The following is a 21,730-nucleotide window of genomic DNA, read 5'->3' as shown; positions in this document are numbered from 1 at the left end:
CAGCACGAACATCGGGGTGACCGCGGCCAAGGGCTTCCGCGCCGCCGGTGTGACCGCCGGCATCAAGGCCTCCGGCACCCCCGACCTCGCCCTGGTGGTCAACGACGGCCCCTCGCTCGCCGCGGCCGGCGTCTTCACCGCCAACCGGGTCAAGGCCGCGCCGGTGCTCTGGTCCGAGCAGGTCCTCAAGGGCGGCCGGGTCTCCGCCGTCGTCCTCAACTCCGGTGGCGCCAACGCCTGCACCGGCCCGCTCGGCTTCCAGGACACCCACGCCACCGCGGAGAAGGCGGCCGCGGAGCTGGGCCTCAACGCGGGCGAGGTCGCCGTCGCCTCCACCGGCCTGATCGGCGTGCGGCTGCCGATGGACGTCCTGCTGCCCGGGGTCGCCCTGGCCGCGGGCGAGCTCGACGAGGCCGGCGGCGAGGCCGCCGCGATCGCCATCAAGACCACCGACACGGTGCACAAGACCGCCCGGTTCACCAGCCCGGCCGGCTGGACGGTCGGCGGCATGGCCAAGGGCGCGGGCATGCTCGCCCCGAGCCTCGCCACCATGCTGGTCGTGCTCACCACCGACGCCGCCGTCGACAGCGCCGGCCTGGACGCCGCGCTGCGCGGCGCCACCCGCACCACCTTCGACCGGATCGACTCCGACGGCTGCATGTCGACCAACGACACCGTGCTGCTGCTCGCCTCCGCCGCCTCCGGCATCACCCCGGAGCAGGCCGAGTTCGCCGAGGCCGTCCGGACGGTCAGCGCCGACCTGGCCCGCCAGCTGATCGGTGACGCCGAGGGCGCGAGCAAGGAGATCCGGATCGACGTCACCGGCGCCGCCACCGAGGACGAGGCGGTCGAGGTCGCCCGGACGATCAGCCGCAACAACCTGCTCAAGTGCGCCATCCACGGCGAGGACCCCAACTGGGGCCGGGTGCTGGCCGCGATCGGCACCACCTCCGCGGCGTTCGACCCGAACGAGCTGGACGTCGCGATCAACGGCGTCTGGGTCTGCCGGGCCGGCGGCGTGGGCGAGGACCGCGACCTGGTGGACATGAAGGGCCGCGAGGTCGTCGTCACCGCGAACCTCAACGCCGGTACGGCGGGCGCCACGCTGTGGACCAACGACCTGACGGCCGACTACGTTCACGAGAACAGCGCCTACTCGACCTGATCCGCGTCACTTCCTCCGCGGCACCCTGAGCGGCGACACCCGGTCCGCGGAACCGGAGCCGCGCCACCCGGTCCGCGGAACCGGACCCGCGCCACCCGGCCCGCGCCACCTGATCCGCGACATCCTCCCCCAGCCTCCGGCCGGGGGACCCCCATCGACGAGGGAACCCGTGCAGATCGCACCCAAGGGCGAACAGGCCCGCAACAACACCGCGTTGCCCAAGGCCATGACGCTGATCGAGGCGCTGCCGTGGCTGGAGCGCTTCCACGGCAAGACCGTCGTGATCAAGTTCGGCGGCAACGCCATGGTGGACGACAGCCTCAAGGCCGCCTTCGCCCAGGACGTGGTCTTCCTGCGCTACGCCGGCCTGCACCCGGTCGTGGTGCACGGCGGCGGCCCGCAGATCAGCGCCCAACTCGACCGGCTCGGCCTGGAGTCGAGCTTCACCAACGGCCTGCGGGTCACCACCCCGGAGACCATGGACGTGGTCCGGATGGTGCTGGCCGGTCAGGTGCAGCGCGAGCTGGTCGGCCTGCTCAACGAGCACGGCCCGTTCGCGGTCGGCATGACCGGCGAGGACGCCCACACCATGACGGCGGTCAAGCGCTACGCGGTGGTGGACGGCGAGCAGGTCGACATCGGCCTGGTCGGCGACATCGTCAACATCGAGGCCGGCGCGGTGAAGGCGATGATCGCCGACGGCCGCATCCCGGTCATCTCCTCGATCGCCCGCGGCACCGACGGCCACGTCTACAACATCAACGCCGACACCGCCGCCTCCGCCCTCGCGGTCGCGCTCGGCGCCGAGATGCTCGTCGTCCTCACCGACGTCGAGGGCCTCTACAAGGACTGGCCGAACTCCGACGACGTGATCAGCCAGCTCACCGCGAGCGAGCTGGAGGAGCTGCTGCCCGACCTGGCCAGCGGCATGCTCCCCAAGATGGAGGGCTGCCTGCGCGCCGTCCGCTCCGGCGTGGGCACCGCCCGCGTGCTGGACGGCCGGGTGCAGCACAGCCTGCTGCTGGAGATCTTCACCGACGAGGGCATCGGCACGATGGTCGTGCCGGACGACGAACCGACCGTGACCGGGGGACTGGCATGACTGGCACGACTGGCGGGACCGGCACGACCGGCGGGACCGGTACGACCCACAACGAGCGGCTCGCCGAGCGCTGGCAGCACTCCTTCACCGACAACTACGGCACCCCCCGCATCCCGCTGGTGCGCGGCGAGGGCAGCAAGCTCTGGGACGCCGACGGCAAGGAGTACACCGACCTGCTCGGCGGCATCGCCGTCAACGCCCTGGGCACCGCCCACCCGGCCGTCGTCGAGGCGGTGAGCCGGCAGATCGCCACCCTCGGCCACGTCTCCAACCTCTTCATGGCCGAGCCCACCATCGCGCTCGCCGAGCGGCTGCTGGAGCTGGACGGCCGCCCCGGCGGCCGGGTGTTCTTCTGCAACTCCGGCGCCGAGGCCAACGAGGCCGCCTTCAAGATCGGCCGGCGGACCGGCCGCACCCACGTGGTCGCCCTCCAGGGCGGCTTCCACGGCCGCACCATGGGCGCCCTCGCGCTCACTGGGCAGCCCGCCAAGCAGGACCCGTTCCGCCCGCTGCCCGGCGACGTCACCCACGTCCCGTTCGGCGACGTCGAGGCGCTGCGCGCGGCCGTCACCGAGGAGACCGCCGCCGTCTTCCTGGAGCCGATCCAGGGCGAGAACGGCGCCGTCCCGCTGCCCGATGGCTACCTGAGGGCGGCCCGCGAGATCACCCGGGCCACCGGCACCCTGCTGGTCCTGGACGAGATCCAGACCGGCGTCGGCCGCACCGGCCACTGGTTCGCCCACCAGGCGTACGAGGGCGTGGAGCCGGACGTGGTCACCCTGGCCAAGGCGCTCGGCGGCGGCCTGCCGATGGGCGCGGTGCTCGCCTTCGGGCCGGCCGCCGAGCTGCTGACCCCGGGCCAGCACGGCACCACCTTCGGCGGCAACCCGGTGGCCGCCGCGGCCGGGCTCGCGGTGCTGGACACCATCGAGTCCGAGGGCCTGCTGGAGCACGCCCGCAAGCTCGGCGAGCGGCTGCGGCACGGCGTCGAGGCGCTCGGCGACCCGCTGGTCTCGCACGTGCGCGGCGCGGGACTGCTGCTCGGCATCGTGCTGACCGCGCCGGTCGCGGCCGAGGTCCAGGCCGCCGCGCAGCAGGCGGGCTTCCTGGTCAACGCGGCCGTCCCGGACGCCGTCCGGCTGGCCCCGCCGCTGGTGCTCACCGAACAGGAGGCGGACGCGTTCCTGGCCGCGCTGCCGGGCATCCTCCGGACGGTGCGCGAGGGCGCCCCGGCCGATGCGAGTTGACCGCCGTCCGGGAGAATAATCACATGACCGCATCCCACTCCGGCCCATCCGCCGCCGGCCCGACGCCGCAGGTCCCGCAGACCCGCACCGCGCGCCACCGGCGGATCGTGGACCTGCTCACCCGCCAGCCCGTGCGTTCGCAGAGCCAGCTCGCCAAGCTGCTCGCCGACGACGGACTCGTGGTCACCCAGGCCACCCTCTCCCGGGACCTGGACGAGCTGGGCGCGGTCAAGATCCGCAACCGGGACGGCGCGCTGATCTACGCCGTCCCGGCCGAGGGCGGCGACCGCACGCCGCGCGCCCCGATGGGGGAGTCGGCCAGCGAGGGCCGGATGGCCCGGCTGGCCGGCGAGCTCATGGTCTCCGCGACGGCCTCCGGCAACCTCGTGGTGCTGCGCACCCCGCCGGGCGCCGCACAGTTCCTGGCCTCGGCGATCGACCAGGCCGAGGTGTTCGAGATCATCGGCACCATCGCCGGCGACGACACCGTCCTGCTGATCAGCCGCGACCCGGCCGGCGGCCAGGCGCTCGCCGACCACCTCATGCAACTCGCCCAGGCGAAGGCGCAGTAGCGGCCCCGCCGCGGCGAGCGCGGCACCGCCCGACCCCCCACGACCCCGGCCGACGGAGACCGTCCGGCCGGGGTTTGTTTTTCATACGCCCTCGTGCATACTTATGCCAACCACCGTACATCCATGAAGGAGCCACGCGATGACCGCCGAGCAGTCCTCCGACGTCCGCCTCTGGGGCGCGCGCTTCGCCGACGGCCCGTCCGAGGCGCTGGCCCGGCTCTCGGCCTCGGTCCACTTCGACTGGCGCCTCGCGCCGTACGACATCGCGGGCTCCAGGGCCCACGCCCGGGTCCTGCACAAGGCGGGCCTGCTCTCCGACGAGGAGCTGGCCGGCATGCTGGCCGGCCTGGACCGGCTGCTCGCCGACGTCGAGGCGGGCACCTTCACCGGCACCGTCGCCGACGAGGACGTGCACACCGCCCTGGAGCGCGGCCTGCTGGAGCGCCTAGGCGCCGACCTCGGCGGCAAGCTGCGGGCCGGCCGCTCGCGCAACGACCAGATCGCCACCCTGTTCCGGATGTACCTGCGGGACCACGCCAGGATCATCGGCGGCCTGCTGCTCGACCTCCAGCAGGCCCTGGTCGGCCTCGCCGAGGCGCACCCGGACACCGCGATGCCGGGCCGCACCCACCTCCAGCACGCCCAGCCGGTGCTCTTCGCCCACCACGTCCTCGCGCACGTGCAGGCCCTCGGCCGGGACGCCGAGCGGCTGCGCCAGTGGGACGCCCGCACCGCCGTCTCGCCGTACGGCTCCGGGGCGCTGGCCGGCTCCTCGCTCGGCCTGGACCCCGAGGCCGTCGCCGCCGACCTCGGGTTCGAGGGCGGCTCGGCGGGCAACTCCATCGACGGCACCGCCTCGCGCGACTTCGTCGCCGAGTTCGCCTTCGTGACGGCGATGATCGGCGTCAACCTCTCCCGGATCGCGGAGGAGGTGATCATCTGGAACACCAGGGAGTTCGGCTTCATCACGCTGCACGACGCCTTCTCCACCGGCTCCTCGATCATGCCGCAGAAGAAGAACCCGGACATCGCCGAGCTCGCCCGGGGCAAGTCCGGCCGGCTGATCGGCAACCTGACCGGCCTGCTGGCCACCCTCAAGGCGCTGCCGCTGGCCTACAACCGGGACCTCCAGGAGGACAAGGAGCCGGTCTTCGACTCCTGCGACACGCTGGAGGTGCTGCTGCCCGCCCTCACCGGGATGATGGCCACCCTCACCGTGCACCGGGAGCGGCTGGAGGAGCTGGCCCCGGCCGGCTTCTCGCTCGCCACCGACATCGCCGAGTGGCTGGTCAAGCAGGGCGTGCCGTTCCGGGTCGCGCACGAGGTGGCCGGCGCCTGCGTCAAGGTCTGCGAGGCCGAGGGCATCGAGCTGTCCGACCTGACGGACGAGCAGTTCGCCGCGATCTCCGGGCACCTGACGCCCGAGGTGCGCTCGGTGCTCAGCGTCCACGGCGCCATCGCCGCCCGCGACGGGCGCGGCGGAACCGCCCCCTCGGCGGTCGCGGTCCAGCTCGCCGAGGTGAAGGCGGACCTGGCGCGGCAGCAGGAGTGGGCCCGGGGCTGACCCCGGCGGGAGGGTCGGCCCCGATGCGGTCGGGGCCGCCCCCCGGCACGGCGGGGGAGGGGCGCGGCGGTCCGACCGGCGCGCCCCTCCCGCGTCCGCGCGTCGGCCCGGGCGTAACCGGCCCCGCCCCGGGCCGTCATGCACGGTGTGTGCACCGCCATCCCGCCCGTCCCCTCCGCCGAGGACGTCTACCTCGCCGAGGACCGCCGCCGCGTGGTCCGCGAGACCGTCGCCGCCCTGCCCGGCCGCTGTCCGCAGCTGATCGCCGCGCTCGCCGAGGATCCGCCGCCCACCTATCGTGAGCTCGCCGAGCGGCTCGGCATGCCGCGCGGCTCGATCGGCCCCACCCGTTCCCGCTGCCTGGCCTGCCTGCGGACGCTGCTCCACGCGGAGCGCTACCCCTGAGCGCGGCCGTACGGCCCCACGGCACCCGCGCCGCACGGGAGGTGACCCTCCTCACGTCCGCGCCCGCGAAGGTTGAGGGGAGCTGACACCCGGGTAGAGCGCTGGCGAACGCAGCTCTTGACGGTGACGCGATCACTCGGATACTGAGCGTGAGCGCGCCACCCTCTGCGCGCCGGGCACGACGACTGGGGAGGCCCCTCCACATGGGCATGAGCGTGATCATCTCGGCCGCGACGGCCGAGGACGCGGAGCAGATCCTCAAGCTCCAGTACCTCGGCTACCAGCCCGAGGCCGAGCTGTACGGCGACTGGGCGATCGAGCCCCTGACGCAGAGCCTGGAGAGCCTGCGCGCCGAACTGTCCGAACAGCACTTCCTGGTCGCCCGGCTGGGCGACGAGGTGGTGGGCACGGTCCGCGGCCACGTCGGCGCCGACGGCGTCGCCCGGATAGGGCGCCTGGTCGTCCATCCGCGGATGCAGCGCCACGGCCTCGGCGGCCGGCTGATGGACGCGCTGGAGCGCGACATGGCCCAGCACGGCCCGGTGAACGCCTACCGGCTGTCCACCGGCCACCGCAGCCTCGGCAACCTGCGGCTGTACGCCCGCCAGGGGTACCGTCAGACCCGGGTCGAGCAGGTCAACAGCCGGCTGAGCGTCGTCCACCTGGAGAAGCCCGCCACCACGCCGCTCGCCGCGACGGCCTGAGCCCGCCGCCCCGCGCCCGGCTCCCGGCGCCGCCACCATCCGGACGGCCGGTGGCGGCGCCGAGCCGTATCCGCGCTGGTGGCAGGGGTGCGTGTCCGCATCGCGGACAGCTCCGGCAAATAATTGGGCGGAAAACCACCCATCTGTTTTACTGGCTCACATGACTGCGACGACGAACTGGACCCCCACCGGCACCCTGCCGGCAGGTGAGCGTGCCATGTGTCGTCGAATGTGTCACTGCTGAGGGCCACCGCCCCCGGCACCCCCGAGGGTGCCTCCCCCTCGCGCCCCGAAGCGAGACTCCGCGCCGCTCCCTCCCGTGCGAGCGCGCCCCTCCTCCCGGACCCCTCCCTCCGCCGTGCCCGCCCACCCGCGGGCCGGGTGACTCGTTAGGGCCACGCCGTCGCGCGGCCCGGCCGTCCAGCGGCCACGATCAGGGGATGGTAGGTCCGGACCCTCCCGGCGCAGCGCCGTAACGCCGCCGCCGACCGCACGCCGGTCGCGCGGTCGACCCACGCCGCCCGCCCCCGACCCACGGAAAGTCGCTGTGATCACCACCACGGACCTGACGAAGGTCTACCGTTCCCGAGGCCGCGAGGTGACCGCCCTCGCCGGCGTCGACCTGCACGTCCGCCCGGGCGAGGTCTACGGAGTCGTCGGCACCAGCGGCGCCGGCAAGTCCACCCTCATCCGCTGCGTGAACATGCTGGAGCGCCCGACCTCCGGCACGGTCACCGTGGACGGGGTCGAACTCACCGCGCTGGCCGGCGGCGAGAACCGGGCCGGCCGGGAGCTGCGCGAGGCCCGCCGCCGGATCGGCATGGTCTTCCAGCACTTCAACCTGCTCTCCTCGCGGACCGTGCAGCAGAACGTCGAGCTCCCGCTGGAGATCATCGGACTGGACCGCACCGAGCGCCGCCGCAAGGCCGCCGAACTGCTCGACCTGGTCGGCCTCGGCGACAAGGCCCGCAGCTACCCCCACCAGCTCTCCGGCGGCCAGAAGCAGCGCGTCGGCATCGCCCGGGCGCTGGCCGGCGACCCCAAGGTGCTGCTCTCCGACGAGGCCACCTCGGCGCTCGACCCGGAGACCACCCGCTCGATCCTCAAGCTGCTGCGCGACCTCAACCAGCAGCTGGGCCTCACCGTCCTGCTGATCACCCACGAGATGGACGTCATCAAGTCCGTCTGCGACTCCGCCGCCCTGATGCGCGGCGGCCGGGTGGTCGAGTCCGGCAAGCTCACCGACCTGCTGGCCGAGCCCGGCTCGGAGCTGGCCCGCGAGCTGTTCCCGCTCAGCGAGTTCGGCACCGGCCACGCCGGATCCACCGTCCTGGAGATCACCTTCCAGGGCGACAGCTCGGCCCAGCCGTTCGTCTCCCAGCTCGCCCGCACCTACCAGATCGACATCAACATCCTCGGTGCCGCGGTGGAGACCATCGCCGGCCGGATGGTCGGCCGGATGCGGGTCGAACTGCCCGGCAGCCACCAGGACAACGTGGTGCCGATCGGCTACCTGCGCGAGCAGGGCCTGCAGGTGGACCTCCTCGACGCGGACGGCGTCGGCACGGCGAACGGAGCGGTGGCATGACCTGGGACCAGATGCAGGAGCTGATGTGGCCCGCCACCCAGGAGACCTTCCAGATGGTCGGAGTGTCGACGGCCTGCACCGTCCTCCTCGGCCTGCCCCTCGGGATCCTGCTGGTGCTCACCTCCAAGGGCGGGGTGCTCCAGAACCAGCCGGTGAACAAGGTGCTCGGCGCGGTCGTGAACCTCACGCGCTCGATGCCGTTCATCATCCTGATGATCGCGCTGATCTCCTTCACCCGCTGGCTGACCGGCAACTCCCTGGGCTGGCAGGCGGCCACCGTGCCGCTGACCGTCGGTGCGATCCCCTTCTTCGCCCGACTGGTGGAGACCTCCGTCCGTGAGGTCGACCGCGGCCTGGTCGAGGCCGTCCACGCGATGGGCGGCGGCACCTGGACGCTGGTCCGCAAGGTGCTCGTGCCCGAGGCGCTCCCCGGCATCGTCGCCTCCGTCACCACCACGGTCATCGCGCTGATCGGCTACTCCGCGATGGCCGGCACGGTCGGCGGCGGCGGCCTCGGCGACCTCGCCTACCGCTACGGCTACCTGCGCTTCGAGACCTCCTTCATGTGGATCATCGTGGCGGAGATCGCGGTCATCGTCACCGTGATCCAGCTGGCCGGCGACTACGCCGTGCGCCGGCTCGCCAACCGGGGCCACGGCGGCGGACGCACCCGGCTGCTGCGTCCGCGCCCCGCCACCGCCGCCGACGAGGACCTCGTCGCCCACTAGACCTCCCCCGTCCGACCCCGGACGCGGCTCCCCGTTCCACGCAGAAAGGCACTTTTCGTGCGCAACGCCCTGAAGTTCACCAGCGTCCTCGCCACCGCCGGCATCGCCCTCTCGCTCGCCGCCTGCGGCAGCTCCGGGTCCTCCTCCTCGGACCCGAACGCGCCGCTCAAGGTCGCGGCCAGCCCCACCCCGCACGGGCAGATCCTGAAGTTCGTCAAGGACAACCTCGCGGAGAAGGCGGGCCTCAAGCTCGAGATCAAGGAGGTCACCGACTACGTGACCCCCAACACGGCGGTGCAGGACGGTTCGGCCGACGCCAACTACTTCCAGCACCTGCCGTACCTGGAGGACTTCAACAAGAAGAACGGCACGAACATCGTCCCCGTGGAGACGGTGCACCTGGAGCCGCTGGGCGCCTACTCCAAGAAGGTCAAGTCGCTCGCCGAGCTGCCGGACGGCGCCACCGTCGGACTGCCGAACGACGCCACCAACGAGGGCCGCGCGCTCAAGCTGCTCGCCGACAACAAGATCATCACCCTCAAGGACGGCGCCGGCACCGCCGCCACCCCGGCCGACGTCACGGGCAACCCGAAGAACCTCAAGTGGAAGGAGCTGGAGGCCGCCCAGCTGCCCCGCTCCATCTCCGACCTGGACGCCGCCGTCATCAACGGCAACTACGCGATCGAGGCCGGCCTGAAGCCGACCACCGACTCCCTGGTGCTGGAGAAGGCCGAGGGCAACCCGTACGCCAACCTGCTGGCCGTCAAGAAGGGCAAGGAGAACGACCCGCGGGTCAAGAAGCTCGCCGAGCTGCTGCACTCCGCCGAGGTCAAGAAGTACATCGAGGACACCTTCCAGGGCTCGGTCGTCCCGGCCTTCTGAGCCGTCGACCCGCTCGACGCCCCGATCCCGACCGGGCCCCCGCCGCACCTCGGCGGGGGCCCGGTCGGGCAGTATGCAGCAGGGACACTCCGGCCGACCGCGTTCTGACGTACCGTCGTGCGGGCGGCGCACCGCGTGGCACCCGGGGCACGACGGAGGCGTACGGTGTTGTGTTCACGACCCGGCGAGGAGAGACGGCATGGCAGCGAGCTTCCCCGAGACCGCCATCAGCACCGAGCGGCTGCTGCTGCGGCCCCTGGCGGAGGACGACGCCCCCGGCCTGGCCACCATGATGGCCGACGACCTCGTCCTCGCCTGGACGGACCTGCCGCACCCCTTCACCGAGGAGTACGCGGCCGACCTCGCCCGCACCCTCGCCCCCGCCCACCGGGCCGCCGGACGCGGCATCGTCTTCGCCGTCACCGAGCACCTGACCCAGCGCCTGGTCGGTCTGGTCGAGCTGCGCAACACCGACTGGCGGCTGCGCAGCACCGAGATCTCCTACGTCACCGCCGTCTGGGCGCGCGGCGAGGGCTACGCCCCGGAGGCCGTCCTCGGCGTCGCCCAGTGGCTGTTCGAGGACCGCGGCTTCCTGCGCCTGGAGCTGCGCACCGCCGCCGGGAACACCGCCGCCCAGCAGGTCGCCCAGAAGATCGGCGGCATCAGCGAGGGCGTGCTGCGCAGCGCCTGGATAGTCCGGGGGGAGTCCGGCGAGGTGGTCGAGGAGAGCCGCAGCGACCTCATCTTGTGGAGCCTGCTCCCGGAGGACCTGGAATCACCCGAACTGCACCGCGACGGCTGGCACGGCGACCACCGGTACGTGCTGCGCGACTGAGCCGCGCCGTCCGTTCTCCCTGCGCGGACATCCGTGCGAGATGTCGGGTCCTCGGGGATCACACCCGGTAGCCTCTGGACCGGCACCGCACGACGGCGGATCGAGTGGCACACCGAGTCGAGGGAGAACGGCCGCAGATGGCTGACCGGATCACGGTCATCGGGTGGGACGGCACACCGCTGACCGAGGCCGCCGGCGCGGCCCTGGCCGCGGCGACCCTGGTGGCCGGCGCCCCCTACCAACTGAACGCGCTCCCGGTGCCGGAGTCCGCCGAGCGGATCACCCTCGGCAACATCCGGGAGGCCGCCCGCAGGATCGCCGAGCACCGCGGCGCCGCCGTCGTGGTCGCCGAGGGCGACCCGGGCTTCTTCGGCGTGGTGCGCACCCTGCGCCGCCCCGAGTACGGCCTCGAACTGGAGGTGCTGCCCGCCGTCTCCTCGGTGGCCGCGGCCTTCGCCCGGGCCGGCATGCCCTGGGAGGACGCCCAGGTGGTCAGCGTGCACGGCGGACGGCTGCGCCGCGCGGCCAACATCTGCCGGGCCCACCCCAAGGTCGCGGTGCTCACCGCGCCGGGCGCCGGGCCCGCCGAACTCGCCCTGATGCTGCGCGGGGTGCACCGGACCTTCGTGGTCTGCGAGGCCCTCGGCACCCCCGACGAGGACGTCACCGTCCTCACCTCCGACCGGATCGCCGACCACGTGTGGCGCGACCCCAACGTGGTGCTGGTGATCGGCGGCGGCGCCCGGACCGCGGGGGTGGACGAGGCGGCCGGCTGGCTCGCCGGCCGCCCGGTCGGCTACCCCGGCGCGGACCGCGGCTGGGCACTCCCCGGTGACGCCTACGCGGGCGCCGGGCGCGCGGAGGACGAACCGGGCGTGCCGGAGGTGCTCCCCGCCCATGTGCGCGCCCTGGTGCTGGCCCGTCTGGGTGCGCGTCCCGGGGACCTGGTCTGGTCGGTCGGCGCCGGCAGCGGCGCCCTCGCGGTGGAGGCGGCCCGGTTCGGCGCCGCCGTGGTCGCGGTGGAGGGCTCCCGCTCGGCCTGCGCCCGGCTGACCGTCAACGCCCGCCGCTACGGCGTCGAGGTGGAGACGGTGTACGGGAGCGGCCCCGAGGTGCTGGGCGGCCTGCCGGAGCCGGACGCGGCGGTGGTGGAGTCCGGCGGCCTCGACGTGGTGCGGGCGGTGCTGGCCCGGCGGCCCGAGCGGTTCGTCGCGCTGCCCCGGACCCTCGCCGAGGCGGAGGAGGTCCACCGGGCGATCGCCGGGGCCGGCTACCGGGCGGACGGCGCGCTGCTCCAGTCGACCCCGCTGCGGCCGGTGGGGAGCGGCGACGGGCTGGCGCCGGGGGCGGGCGGAACCGGCGCGCTGGTGTTCTGGGGTGAGCAGATCGTGTGAAGGCCGTGGGCGCGCGCCGGGACCGTCCGGTGGCGTCGACGGTGATCCAGGTCGCATCCGGACACCGATTCGAGAGGTGACCGCGCCGGGCCGGTAGTGTGACGTCCTGGGCGGCGCGTCGGTCGGCGACCCACCCGATTCGGTCGGTTTGTCACCTTTTTGACGTGGTGCAATCCGGTTCCGCTCGGAGTGTGGGCAATTCGACGGGCCTCGTGCCGGACCTGGAGAATGCCGTAGGGTCCGGTGCGGTCGTGCCGGTTGCTCCGGGTTGTCGTTGTTTCAGACGATGTGCCGCCCCGTACGGGCGGTGCGCCGGACCCCGGGGTGCCGCAGCGCACCGGATGGACTTGGGCCGCAGCGCCACGGCGCGGCGGCCGCGTGTGGTTAGGGGCGGGTCGGTGCTGGTTCGGCCCGTGCGGATGGGCGCTGCGATCGGTGATCGTGTCGCCGAGGGCGCGGCAGCGGCCTGGAAGGAGCTTTGACAATGACCGATGGCGGCCACGTCCCGGGCGAGGGACTGCCGGAGCACCTGCACGCCGGGCCGGACTCGCTCGGCGGACCGGAGGGCGTCGCGGGCGTTGCACCCCTCCAGGGCGTCGCGACGGACGGCGGACTGATCCCCGGCCAGGCGGCCCCGATCGGCGGAGTCCCCGGCGCGGTGCCTCCGGGCGCGGGCGTCGTCCCGCCGCAGGCCCAGCACGGCTACGGCGTTCCCGGCGTGCCCCAGCCCGGCCACCCCGGCGACGGCTGGGCCGTCGACCAGGGCGCCCCGCGCCCGGCCTTCCACTTCCTCGACCAGCCCGACGCGCCGGACGGCCTGGACGACGAGGACGACGTGCTGCTGATGCCCGGCCCGCAGGGCTCCTGGGGCGAGCCGGCGGCCGTCCCGGCCGAGCAGGTGCCGCTCGCGCCGCAGGACGGCATGCCGGTCGAGCCGTCCTGGCCGCCGGTGGACCCGCCGGCGCTCGGCGCCGAGCACGCCCTCCAGCAGCAGCCCGTCCAGACGCAGCCGCAGCAGCCGGTGACGCAGGCTCAGCAGCCGCGCCGACCGCTGCACGCCGGCCCGCCGATCCCGGACCCGTCGCTGATGACCGGCCAGGTGCCGGTCCGCTCGCTGGCCGACCGCGGCCCCTCGCAGGGCGGCACGCCCGCGCACGGCATCCCGGTGGTCGGCCGTCCGCCGATGGCCGAGGCCGCCGCCCCGGCTCCCGCCGTCGCGCCGCAGGCCGCCGTCCCGGTGGCGCCGGTCGCTCCGGGCGTTCCGGTCGCGGACGGGCAGCAGCTGCCGCAGGACTTCCAGCAGGCCCAGCAGGTGCCGCTGGCCGCGCCGCCGGTCGAGGCCGTGCCGGCCGTCGAGATGGTCGGGGCGATCGAGGTGATCGAGGTCGTGGAGACGCCGGAGGCCCTCCAGGCCGTTCCGGCCCAGCCCGCGCAGGACGTGACGGCGCCCCAGGCCGCCGCCGAGGCGGTCGAGGCCGGCGAGGTCGCGCCGCAGGCCGTGGTGGCCGAGCAGGCCCAGGCCCAGGCGCAGGCCGAGAGCGAGGCCGTCCAGCCGGTGGCCGAGGCGGCCGGCGCACCCGTCGCCGAGGCCGTCGCCGTCGAGCCGGCTGTCGCCGAGGCCGTCGTCGCCGAGGGTGCCGCGACCGACGGCGCCGCGGTGCCCGCCGAGCAGCCCGAGGCCGCCGCCCCGGCCGGTCAGCCGCGCCGGATCTCCGCCTTCCTCGCCGCGCCCACCCCGCACGGCCTGCCCAAGGTGGCGCCGGCCGAGCAGGCTCCGGTCGTCGAGGAGGCGGCCCCGCAGCAGCCCGTCCCCATAGCGGCCGCCGACGCGCCGCAGGCCGCCGGGGTCGTGGAGGGCGCTCAGGCCGCCGAGGCCGTGGCGCCCGCCGAGGCCGCCCCGGTTGCCGAGGCCGTCGAGGCGGTCGCCGCCGCCGAGCAGGCCCCGCCGGTCGAGACCGCGCCGGAGGCCGTCGTGGAGCCGGCCGCCGAGCCGGTCGCCGAGACCGCCGCGGGCACCGGTGAGATGCCCTCCGGGCAGGCCGTCACCGAGCCCGCCGCCGAGGCCGAGCAGCCGCAGCAGCAGCCCGAGGCCCCGGCCGAGGCGGCCGCCGAGCCGGTCGCGGAGCCGGTCGCGGAGCAGGCCGTCGAGGCGCCCGCGGAGGCCGACGCCACCGCCGCCGTCGAGCCGGTCGCCGAGGCTCCGGCCGAGGCCGCCCCCGAGGCGGAGGCGGCCCAGCCCGCCGTAGCCGCCGAGGAGGCCGCCGCCGAGGCCGCGGAGCCTGCCGAGCAGGCCGCACCCGCCGAGGGCGCCGCCGAGCAGCCCGCCGCCCCGGAGGCCGAGGCCCCCGTGGAGCAGGCCGCCGAGCAGGCGCAGCCCCCGGCCGAGGGCGGGGCCGAGCCCGCCGCCGTCGCGGAGCCCGCCGCAGCCCAGGAGGCCGAGCCCGCCCAGGAACAGGCCGCCGAGCCCGCTGCCGAGTCGGCCGAGCAGCCCGCCGCCGAAGCCCCGCAGCCCGCCGAAGCCCCCCAGGCCACCGACGCCACCGACGCCCCCGAGGACCAGGCCGCCGCCGAGCAGCCCGTCGCAGTGGAGGCGCAGGAGCAGCCGGAACAGTCGGAGCAGCAGCCCGAGGAAGCCGCCGAGCCCACCGAGCCCGCCGAGCCGCGCGGCCCGGCCGCCCCCGGCTTCGACGAGGCCGGCCGCGAGGCCGTCCACCAGGTGATCCGCGAGCGCCGCGACGTGCGCAACGGCTTCCGCCCGGACCCGATCCCGCACGAGGTGCTGATCCGCGTCCTGGAGGCCGCCCACACCGCGCCCAGCGTCGGCTACTCGCAGCCCTGGGACTTCGTGGTGATCCGCTCGGCCAAGACCCGCCGGCGGATGCACGCCCTGGCCGAGCGCCAGCGCGAGGCGTACGCGGACTCGCTGCCCAAGGGCCGGGCCAAGCAGTTCAAGGAAATCAAGATCGAGGCCATCCTCGACACCCCGGTCAACATCGTGGTGACCTCCGACCGCACCCGCGGCGGCCGGCACACCCTGGGCCGCCACACCCAGCCGCAGATGGCCCCGTACTCGGCCGCCCTGGCCGTGGAGAACCTCTGGCTGGCCGCCCGCGCCGAGGGCCTGGGCGTCGGCTGGGTGAGCTTCTTCGACGACGAGGAACTGGTCCGCGAGCTCGGACTGCCCGAGCACCTGGAGGTCGTCGCCTACCTGTGCGTCGGCTTCGTCGACGAGTTCCCGGGCGAGCCCGAGCTGGAGCAGCAGGGCTGGGCCAAGAAGCGCCCGCTGTCCTGGGTCGTCCACGAGGAGCAGTACGGCAACCGCGCGCTGCCCGGCGAGGAGCCGCAGAGCCTGCTCGCCGAGACGCTGCGCGGCATCCGCCCGCTGGACGCCAAGGCGCTCGGCGAGGCCTGGGACCGGCAGAAGCGGATGACCAAGCCGGCCGGCTCGCTCGGCATGCTGGAGATCATCTCCGCCCAGCTGTGCGGCCTGTCCCGCAAGTGCCCGCCGCCGATCCCGGAGCCCGCCTGCGTGGCGATCTTCGCCGGCGACCACGGCGTGCATGCCCAGGGCGTCAGCCCCTGGCCGCAGGAGGTGACCGCCCAGATGGTCGCCAACTTCCTGGCCGGGGGAGCGGTGATCAACTCCTTCGCCAAGCAGATCGGCACCGAGGTCTGCGTGGTCGACGTCGGCGTCGCCGCCGAACTGCCGGACGCCGTCCAGCAGGGCCGGGCCACCGGCCTGCTGCCGCGCAAGGTCCGCCCCGGCACCGCCGACATGACCCAGGGCCCGGCGATGACCCGCGAGGAGGCCCTCAAGGCCATCGAGGTCGGCATCGAGACCGCCCGCGACCTGGTCGCGGCGGGCAACAAGGCGCTGGTCACCGGTGACATGGGGATCGCCAACACCACCGCCTCGGCCGCCCTGATCTCGGTGTTCACCGGCCTCGACCCGGCCGAGGTCACCGGCCGCGGCACCGGCATCGACGACGAGACCCACGCCCGCAAGATCGAGGTCGTCCGCGCCGCGCTGGCCCTGCACCAGCCCGACCCGAGCGACCCGGTCGGCGTGCTCGCCGCCGTCGGCGGCCTGGAGCACGCCGCCCTGGCCGGCTTCCTGCTGGGCGCCGCCTCGCTGCGCACCCCGGTGGTCCTGGACGGCGTCATCGCCGGCTCGGCCGCGCTGGCCGCCAAGGCCATCGCCCCCGAGGTGCTGGCCGCCTGCATCGCCGGCCACCGATCCGCCGAGCCCGGCCACCAGGCCGCGCTGGCGAAGCTCGGCCTGCGCCCGCTGATCGACCTGGACCTGCGGCTCGGCGAGGGCACCGGTGCCCTGCTGGCCCTGCCGCTGGTGCAGAGCGCGGCCCGCGCGATGCACGATGTAGCCACCTTCGACTCCGCCGGGGTCACCGAGAAGGCCTGACGCATCCCGTCACCGCTCCGCGGACCGGCCCGAGGGCGCGCCGGTCCGCGGAGCGGTGACGTGCCGCACCGTCCCCACACCCTCACCCCGATCAGGAGCACCGCCGATGACCGCGCCCACCCCGCACCCGAGCACCGAGGGCCGTACCCCCTACCCGGTCGGCCTGCTGCTGGCCGGCCGCCGCGTCGTCGTGGTCGGCGGCGGCCAGGTCGCCCAGCGGCGGCTGCCCGCCCTGATCGCCGCCGGCGCCGACCTGCACCTGATATCCCCGGCCACCACCCCGGCCGTCCAGGCGATGGCCGACGCCGGTGAGCTCACCTGGCACGCCCGCCCGTACCGGGACGGCGACCTGGCCGACACCTGGTACGCCCTGGTCGCCACCGACGACCAGGCCGTCAACACGGCGGTCAGCGCCGAGGCCGAGCGCGAGCGGGTGTTCTGCTCCCGCAGCGACGACGCCGCCGCGGCCACCGCCTGGACCCCGGCCAGCGGCCGCGACGCCGGCGCCACCGTCGCCGTCCTCACCGGCGACCCGCGGCACTCCGCCGCCCTGCGCGACGCCATCGTGGACGGCCTGCGGGACGGCTCGTTGGCCGCCCGCCAGTACCGCTCGCACGGCGCCGGCGTGGCCCTGGTCGGCGGCGGCCCCGGCGACCCGGACCTGATCACCGTGCGCGGCCGCCGGCTGCTCGCCGACGCCGACGTGGTCGTCACCGACCGCCTCGCCCCGCGCGAGCTGCTCGCCGAGCTGCCCGAGCACGTCGAGGTGATCGACGCCTCCAAGATCCCGTACGGCCGCTTCATGGCCCAGGAGGCGATCAACCGCACCCTGATCGAGCACGCCAAGGCCGGCAAGTTCGTGGTCCGGCTCAAGGGCGGCGACCCGTACGTCTTCGGCCGCGGCGGCGAGGAGCTGCTGGCCTGCGCGGAGGCCGGGCTGCCGGTCACCGTGGTGCCCGGGATCTCCAGTTCGATCAGCGTCCCCGCGGCGGCCGGCGTCCCGGTCACCCACCGCGGCCTGACCCACGAGTTCACCGTGATCTCCGGCCACGTCGGCCCGGACGACGAGCGCTCGCTCACCAACTGGGAGGCCGCCGCGAAGATGAGCGGCACCCTGGTGCTGCTGATGGCCGTCGACAAGATCGGTGCGATCGCCGCCCGGCTGGTCGAGTACGGCCGGCCCGCGGACACCCCGGTCGCCGTCGTCCAGGAGGGCACCACCGCCGCCCAGCGCCGGGTGGACGCCACCCTCGGCACCGTCGCCGCGGTGGTCGAGGCCGAGGGCGTCAAGCCCCCGGCGGTCATCGTGGTCGGCGACGTCGTCGACGTGCTGGCCGCGGCCTTCCGGCCGTAGGCCCGTCCGGAGCGGGAAGCCGGCCGGCCCGGCTTCCCGCTCCGGTGCCGCCCCGGGCAGCGGCGGGCCTACTCCAGTGGCTGCTCCGTCCAGATGACCTTCCCGGTCGCCGTGTAGCGCGTCCCCCAGCGGTCCGCGAACTGCGCGACCAGGAACAGCCCGCGCCCGCCCTCGTCCTCGGTCGCCGCGTACCGCAGGTGCGGCGAGGTGCTGCTGCCGTCCGACACCTCGCAGATCAGCGCGCGGTCCCGCAGCAGCCGCACCCGGATCGGCCCGGAGCCGTACCGGATCGCGTTGGTCACCAGCTCGCTGAGGATCAGCTCGGTGACGAACGCGGCCTCCGCCAGTCCCCAGGCCGTCAGCCGCTCCGCCACCGCGGCCCGGACCTCGCCCACCGCCGCCGGGTCGGACGGCACGTCCCACTGCGCCACCTGGTCCGGCGCCAGCACCCTGGTCCGCGCCACCAGCAGCGCGATGTCGTCCTGCGGGTGCTCCGGCAGCATCGCCCCGAGCACGTCCGCACAGGTCTGCTCGGGGGACCGCGGCGGCCCGGACAGCGCCGCCCGCAGCCGCTCCAGCCCCTCGTCGATGTCCCGCTGCCGGTCCTCCACCAGCCCGTCGGTGTACAGCACCAGCCGACTGCCCTCGGCCAGCTCCAGCTCGGCCGTCTCGAACGGCAGCACCCCCAGCCCCAGCGGCGGCCCGGTCGGCAGCTCCGGGAACACCACCCGGCCCTCCGGGTCCACCACGGCCGGCGGCGGGTGCCCGGCGGTGGCCAGCGTGCAGCGCCGCGACACCGGGTCGTAGATCGCGTACAGGCAGGTCGCCCCGGCCAGCTCCGCGCGCCCGCCGCCCGCCACCTCGTCCTGGTCGATCCGGTTCACCAGCTCGTCCAGGTGCCCCAGCAGCTCGTCCGGCGGCAGGTCCAGGGTCGAGAAGTTGTGGATCGCGGTGCGCAGCCGGCCCATCGTCGCCGCCGCGTGCAGCCCGTGCCCCACCACGTCCCCGACCACCAGCGCCACCCGCGCGCCCGGCAGCGGGATCACGTCGAACCAGTCCCCGCCCACCCCGGCCTGGGCCGGCAGGTAGCGGTGCGCCACGTCCAGCGCGGTCTGCTGCGGCAGGTTGCGCGGCAGCAGGCTGTGCTGGAGCGTCACCGCCATGGTGTGCTCCCGGGTGTAGCGGCGGGCGTTGTCGATGCACACCGCCGCGTGCGACACCAGCTCCTCGGCCAGCGCCAGGTCGTCCGCCTCGAACGGCTCGGCCCGCTGCGCCCGCCAGAACCGGACCGCCCCCAGCAGCACCCCGCGCGCCCGCACCGGCACCCGCACCAGCGAGTGCACCCCGTACGCCAGCGCCTGCGCCGACCGCTCCGGGTCCTGCTCCCGCCACCCGTCGGCGTCCGCCAGACGCGGCTCCATGCCGGCTTCGCCGCTGTCCAGGGCCCCGGCCAGCGGGGTCGCCGGCACCACGTCCAGCACCGTGCCGACCGGGTAGAACGGCGCGTCGTCCCGCACACCCGTCAGCGCGACCCGGCGCATCCGCCCCAGCGAGGGGCCCGGCGGCTCCTCACCGGTCAGCACCTGGTCCGCCAGGTCCACCGTGACGAAGTCCGCGAACCGCGGCACCGTGACCTGCGCCAGCTCCTCCGCCGTCCGCGTCACGTCCAGCGTGCTGCCCACCGTCACCCCGGCGTCGTACAGCAGCCGCAGCCGCCGCTGCGCGCGCTCGACCCGGCCGGACAGCGCCGCCAGCTCGGTGGAGTCGCGCAGCGTGGCGACGCAGCCCGGCAGCCCGCCAGGCTGGTCGATCAGCCGGACGTTCACCGCCAGCAGCCGCTCCCCGGACAGCACCACCTCGTCGGTCACCGGGCGCCCGGCGGTCAGCAGCCCCAGCGGTGCCTGCTCCAGGCCCAGCCCGCTCACCGGGCGGCCCTCGGCGTCCGGCGGCAGGTCCAGCAGCCGGCGCGCCTCGTCGTTGCAGAGCAGCAGCCGCCCGTCCCCGCCGACGATCATCACGCCCTCGCGCACCGCGTGCAGCACCGCCGCGTGGTGCTCGTACATCCGGGTCATCTCGACCGGGCCCAGCCCGTGCGTCTGGCGCCGCAGCCGCCGGCTGATCAGCGCCGTCCCGAGCGTGGCCAGCCCCACCGCGACCGCCGCCGCGCCCAGCACCACCGGCAGCTGGCGCTCACTGGCGCTGCTGACGTTGCTCAGCGTGACGCCCGCCGAGACCAGCCCGACCACCGAGTTGTCCGGCGCGTACACCGGGACCACCGCCTGCACCAGCGGGCCGAGCGTGCCCGTGACCTGCTCGGTCACCACCTGCCCGTGCAGGGCGGGCTCGTAGGTGCCGACGAACTTCGCGCCGATCCGTGCCGGGTTCGGGTGGGTGTAGCGGATGCCCTGGTTGTTCAGCACCACGATGAAGTCCACGCCGGAGGCGACCCGCGCGGACTGCGCCCTCGGCTGCAGGACGGCCGTCGGGTCGGGGGAGCGCAGCGCGTCCACGATCCCCGGCGAACTGGCGAAGGTCTGCGCCACCGCCACCGAACGGTTGCGCGCCTCGTGCTCGGCGTCGTTGCGCGACTGCACCACCAGCGCCACCGCGGCCGTCACCACCAGCAGCAGCACGACCAGGACCTGGAGCGCGAAGACCTGCCCCGCCACCGAACGGTGCCACACCGGCCACCGCCGCTTCGCACGCGGCAGCTGTGGCCGACCGTGTGGGCGCCCACCGGGGGAGCCGGCGGTGCCAGTGGCGCCAGAGGCCGACGGAGCCCAGGATCGACCCGGATTACGGGCCATACGGTCATATTTGCACTATGGCCAGCCGGGGACCACCCCGCCCCCTCGGCCGTTTGGCCTTCCCCGCCCCGGCTTGGCAAGATCGCAGGGTGTCCGAACCCCGCACCATCACCGACCCGGCCGACCCCCGCCTCGCCGACTACACCGGCCTCACCGACGTCGAACTGCGCCGCCGCCGCGAACCGGCGGAGGGCCTGTTCATCGCCGAGGGGGAAAAGGTCATCCGCCGCGCCCTCGCCGCCGGCTACCGGATGCGGTCGATGCTGCTCACCCCCAAGTGGCTGGAGGTGATGGGCGACGTCATCGCCGGGGCCGACGCCCCGGTCCACGTGGTCGAGCCCGCGCTCGCCGAAGCCGTCACCGGCTACCACGTGCACCGCGGCGCCCTCGCCTCGATGGAGCGCAAGCCCCTCCCGGACGCCGCCGAGGTGCTCGCCGGGGCCCGCCGGGTCGCCGTGCTGGAGGGCCTGGTCGACCACACCAACCTGGGCGCCATCTTCCGCAGCGCCGCCGCCCTCGGGATGGACGCCGTCCTGCTCTCGCCTGACTGCGCCGACCCGCTCTACCGGCGCGCCGTCAAGGTCTCCATGGGCGCCGTCTTCGCCGTCCCGTACGCCCGCCTGGACCCGTGGCCGACCGCCCTCGACACCGTCCGCGGGGCCGGCTTCACCCTGCTCGCCCTGACCCCCGCCGACAGTGCGGTGGACCTCCACACCCTGACCCCGCACGGCCTGCCCAAGGCCGCCCTGATGCTCGGCGCCGAGGGCGACGGCCTCACCCCCCGCGCCATCGCCGCCGCCCACCACCCGGTCCGGATCCCGATGGCCCACGGCATCGACTCCCTCAACGTCGGCGCCGCCGCAGCCGTGGCCTTCTACGCCGTCACCACACCCACCCCGTAACCAGCCGGCACCGGCACCGCGCGAGAAGTCGGTCCACCCGACTTCTCATGCAGGCGCGCCT

General features: G+C 74.7%; 16 protein-coding genes. 15 read left to right on the top strand and 1 reads right to left on the bottom strand.

Features of this window, described 5'->3' with window-relative positions:
- The first annotated feature begins 10 nt into the window (after positions 1 to 10).
- From argJ to cobA, 14 genes are all read left to right on the top strand, one after another.
- Positions 11 to 1,165, top strand: coding sequence for a bifunctional glutamate N-acetyltransferase/amino-acid acetyltransferase ArgJ (argJ, locus tag ACZ5GH_RS07140; RefSeq protein WP_464336801.1), 1,155 nt, complete (start codon positions 11 to 13; stop codon positions 1,163 to 1,165).
- A 226-nt stretch (positions 1,166 to 1,391) separates the two neighbouring features.
- On the top strand, positions 1,392 to 2,267 hold the full coding sequence (argB, locus tag ACZ5GH_RS07135) for an acetylglutamate kinase (RefSeq protein WP_387751910.1): 876 nt from the start codon (positions 1,392 to 1,394) through the stop codon (positions 2,265 to 2,267).
- Positions 2,264 to 3,514: an acetylornithine transaminase gene (locus ACZ5GH_RS07130; RefSeq protein ID WP_387750731.1), complete on the top strand. Its 1,251-nt coding sequence runs from the start codon at positions 2,264 to 2,266 to the stop codon at positions 3,512 to 3,514. The genes argB and ACZ5GH_RS07130 overlap by 4 nt, the downstream gene beginning before the upstream one ends.
- Positions 3,515 to 3,537: 23 nt before the next feature.
- Entirely contained in the window at positions 3,538 to 4,086 is a 549-nt protein-coding gene (locus ACZ5GH_RS07125) for an arginine repressor (protein ID WP_049652068.1), read from the top strand.
- A gap of 139 nt (positions 4,087 to 4,225) precedes the next feature.
- Positions 4,226 to 5,650, top strand: a complete 1,425-nt coding sequence (gene argH, locus ACZ5GH_RS07120; protein ID WP_464333734.1) for an argininosuccinate lyase — start codon at positions 4,226 to 4,228, stop codon at positions 5,648 to 5,650.
- Positions 5,651 to 5,797: 147 nt separating this feature from the next.
- Positions 5,798 to 6,055: a sigma-70 RNA polymerase sigma factor region 4 domain-containing protein gene (locus ACZ5GH_RS07115; protein WP_401104842.1), complete on the top strand. Its 258-nt coding sequence runs from the start codon at positions 5,798 to 5,800 to the stop codon at positions 6,053 to 6,055.
- A gap of 203 nt (positions 6,056 to 6,258) precedes the next feature.
- Positions 6,259 to 6,759 carry a GNAT family N-acetyltransferase gene (locus tag ACZ5GH_RS07110; protein WP_464333733.1) on the top strand — a complete coding sequence of 167 codons (501 nt, stop codon included), beginning with the start codon at positions 6,259 to 6,261 and terminating at the stop codon, positions 6,757 to 6,759.
- 547 nt (positions 6,760 to 7,306) lie between these two features.
- Positions 7,307 to 8,347 (top strand): methionine ABC transporter ATP-binding protein, encoded by a 1,041-nt coding sequence (locus ACZ5GH_RS07105; protein ID WP_464333732.1) that lies wholly within the window; start codon positions 7,307 to 7,309, stop codon positions 8,345 to 8,347.
- Entirely contained in the window at positions 8,344 to 9,075 is a 732-nt protein-coding gene (locus ACZ5GH_RS07100; protein WP_387750745.1) for a methionine ABC transporter permease, read from the top strand. Before ACZ5GH_RS07105 ends, ACZ5GH_RS07100 begins: the two co-directional genes overlap by 4 nt.
- Before the next feature lie 57 nt (positions 9,076 to 9,132).
- Entirely contained in the window at positions 9,133 to 9,957 is an 825-nt protein-coding gene (locus tag ACZ5GH_RS07095) for a MetQ/NlpA family ABC transporter substrate-binding protein (RefSeq protein ID WP_387750753.1), read from the top strand.
- A gap of 199 nt (positions 9,958 to 10,156) precedes the next feature.
- Positions 10,157 to 10,792, top strand: coding sequence for a GNAT family N-acetyltransferase (locus ACZ5GH_RS07090; protein WP_387750756.1), 636 nt, complete (start codon positions 10,157 to 10,159; stop codon positions 10,790 to 10,792).
- 137 nt (positions 10,793 to 10,929) lie between these two features.
- Positions 10,930 to 12,186, top strand: coding sequence for a precorrin-6y C5,15-methyltransferase (decarboxylating) subunit CbiE (gene cbiE / locus ACZ5GH_RS07085; protein ID WP_464333731.1), 1,257 nt, complete (start codon positions 10,930 to 10,932; stop codon positions 12,184 to 12,186).
- Positions 12,187 to 12,670: 484 nt separating this feature from the next.
- Positions 12,671 to 16,606, top strand: a complete 3,936-nt coding sequence (cobT, locus tag ACZ5GH_RS07080) for a nicotinate-nucleotide--dimethylbenzimidazole phosphoribosyltransferase (protein ID WP_464333730.1) — start codon at positions 12,671 to 12,673, stop codon at positions 16,604 to 16,606.
- A 106-nt stretch (positions 16,607 to 16,712) separates the two neighbouring features.
- Positions 16,713 to 17,960, top strand: coding sequence for a uroporphyrinogen-III C-methyltransferase (gene cobA, locus ACZ5GH_RS07075; protein ID WP_464333729.1), 1,248 nt, complete (start codon positions 16,713 to 16,715; stop codon positions 17,958 to 17,960).
- Between the two features lie 68 nt (positions 17,961 to 18,028).
- Here the strand turns inward: cobA and ACZ5GH_RS07070 are convergent, their stop codons facing one another.
- Positions 18,029 to 20,767: a SpoIIE family protein phosphatase gene (locus tag ACZ5GH_RS07070; protein WP_464333728.1), complete on the bottom strand. Its 2,739-nt coding sequence runs from the start codon at positions 20,765 to 20,767 to the stop codon at positions 18,029 to 18,031.
- Positions 20,768 to 20,856: 89 nt separating this feature from the next.
- Between ACZ5GH_RS07070 and ACZ5GH_RS07065 the strand changes: the two genes are divergently transcribed.
- Positions 20,857 to 21,669 carry a TrmH family RNA methyltransferase gene (locus ACZ5GH_RS07065; RefSeq protein WP_464333727.1) on the top strand — a complete coding sequence of 271 codons (813 nt, stop codon included), beginning with the start codon at positions 20,857 to 20,859 and terminating at the stop codon, positions 21,667 to 21,669.
- Positions 21,670 to 21,730 lie beyond the last annotated feature (61 nt).

The sequence above is a fragment of the Kitasatospora sp. Xyl93 genome (genome assembly GCF_055383135.1).
This window is presented reverse-complemented; position numbering and strand designations above follow the sequence as displayed.

Coding starts and splice junctions, on each gene's coding strand:
- argH (WP_464333734.1), top strand. CDS start 4,226: ATGACCGCCGAGCAGTCCTCCGACGTCCGCCTCTGGGGCGCGCGCTTC.
- ACZ5GH_RS07130 (WP_387750731.1), top strand. CDS start 2,264: ATGACTGGCACGACTGGCGGGACCGGCACGACCGGCGGGACCGGTACG.
- cobA (WP_464333729.1), top strand. CDS start 16,713: ATGACCGCGCCCACCCCGCACCCGAGCACCGAGGGCCGTACCCCCTAC.
- cobT (WP_464333730.1), top strand. CDS start 12,671: ATGACCGATGGCGGCCACGTCCCGGGCGAGGGACTGCCGGAGCACCTG.
- ACZ5GH_RS07110 (WP_464333733.1), top strand. CDS start 6,259: ATGGGCATGAGCGTGATCATCTCGGCCGCGACGGCCGAGGACGCGGAG.
- ACZ5GH_RS07090 (WP_387750756.1), top strand. CDS start 10,157: ATGGCAGCGAGCTTCCCCGAGACCGCCATCAGCACCGAGCGGCTGCTG.
- argB (WP_387751910.1), top strand. CDS start 1,392: ATGACGCTGATCGAGGCGCTGCCGTGGCTGGAGCGCTTCCACGGCAAG.
- ACZ5GH_RS07070 (WP_464333728.1), bottom strand. CDS start 20,767: ATGGCCCGTAATCCGGGTCGATCCTGGGCTCCGTCGGCCTCTGGCGCC.
- ACZ5GH_RS07100 (WP_387750745.1), top strand. CDS start 8,344: ATGACCTGGGACCAGATGCAGGAGCTGATGTGGCCCGCCACCCAGGAG.
- ACZ5GH_RS07125 (WP_049652068.1), top strand. CDS start 3,538: ATGACCGCATCCCACTCCGGCCCATCCGCCGCCGGCCCGACGCCGCAG.
- cbiE (WP_464333731.1), top strand. CDS start 10,930: ATGGCTGACCGGATCACGGTCATCGGGTGGGACGGCACACCGCTGACC.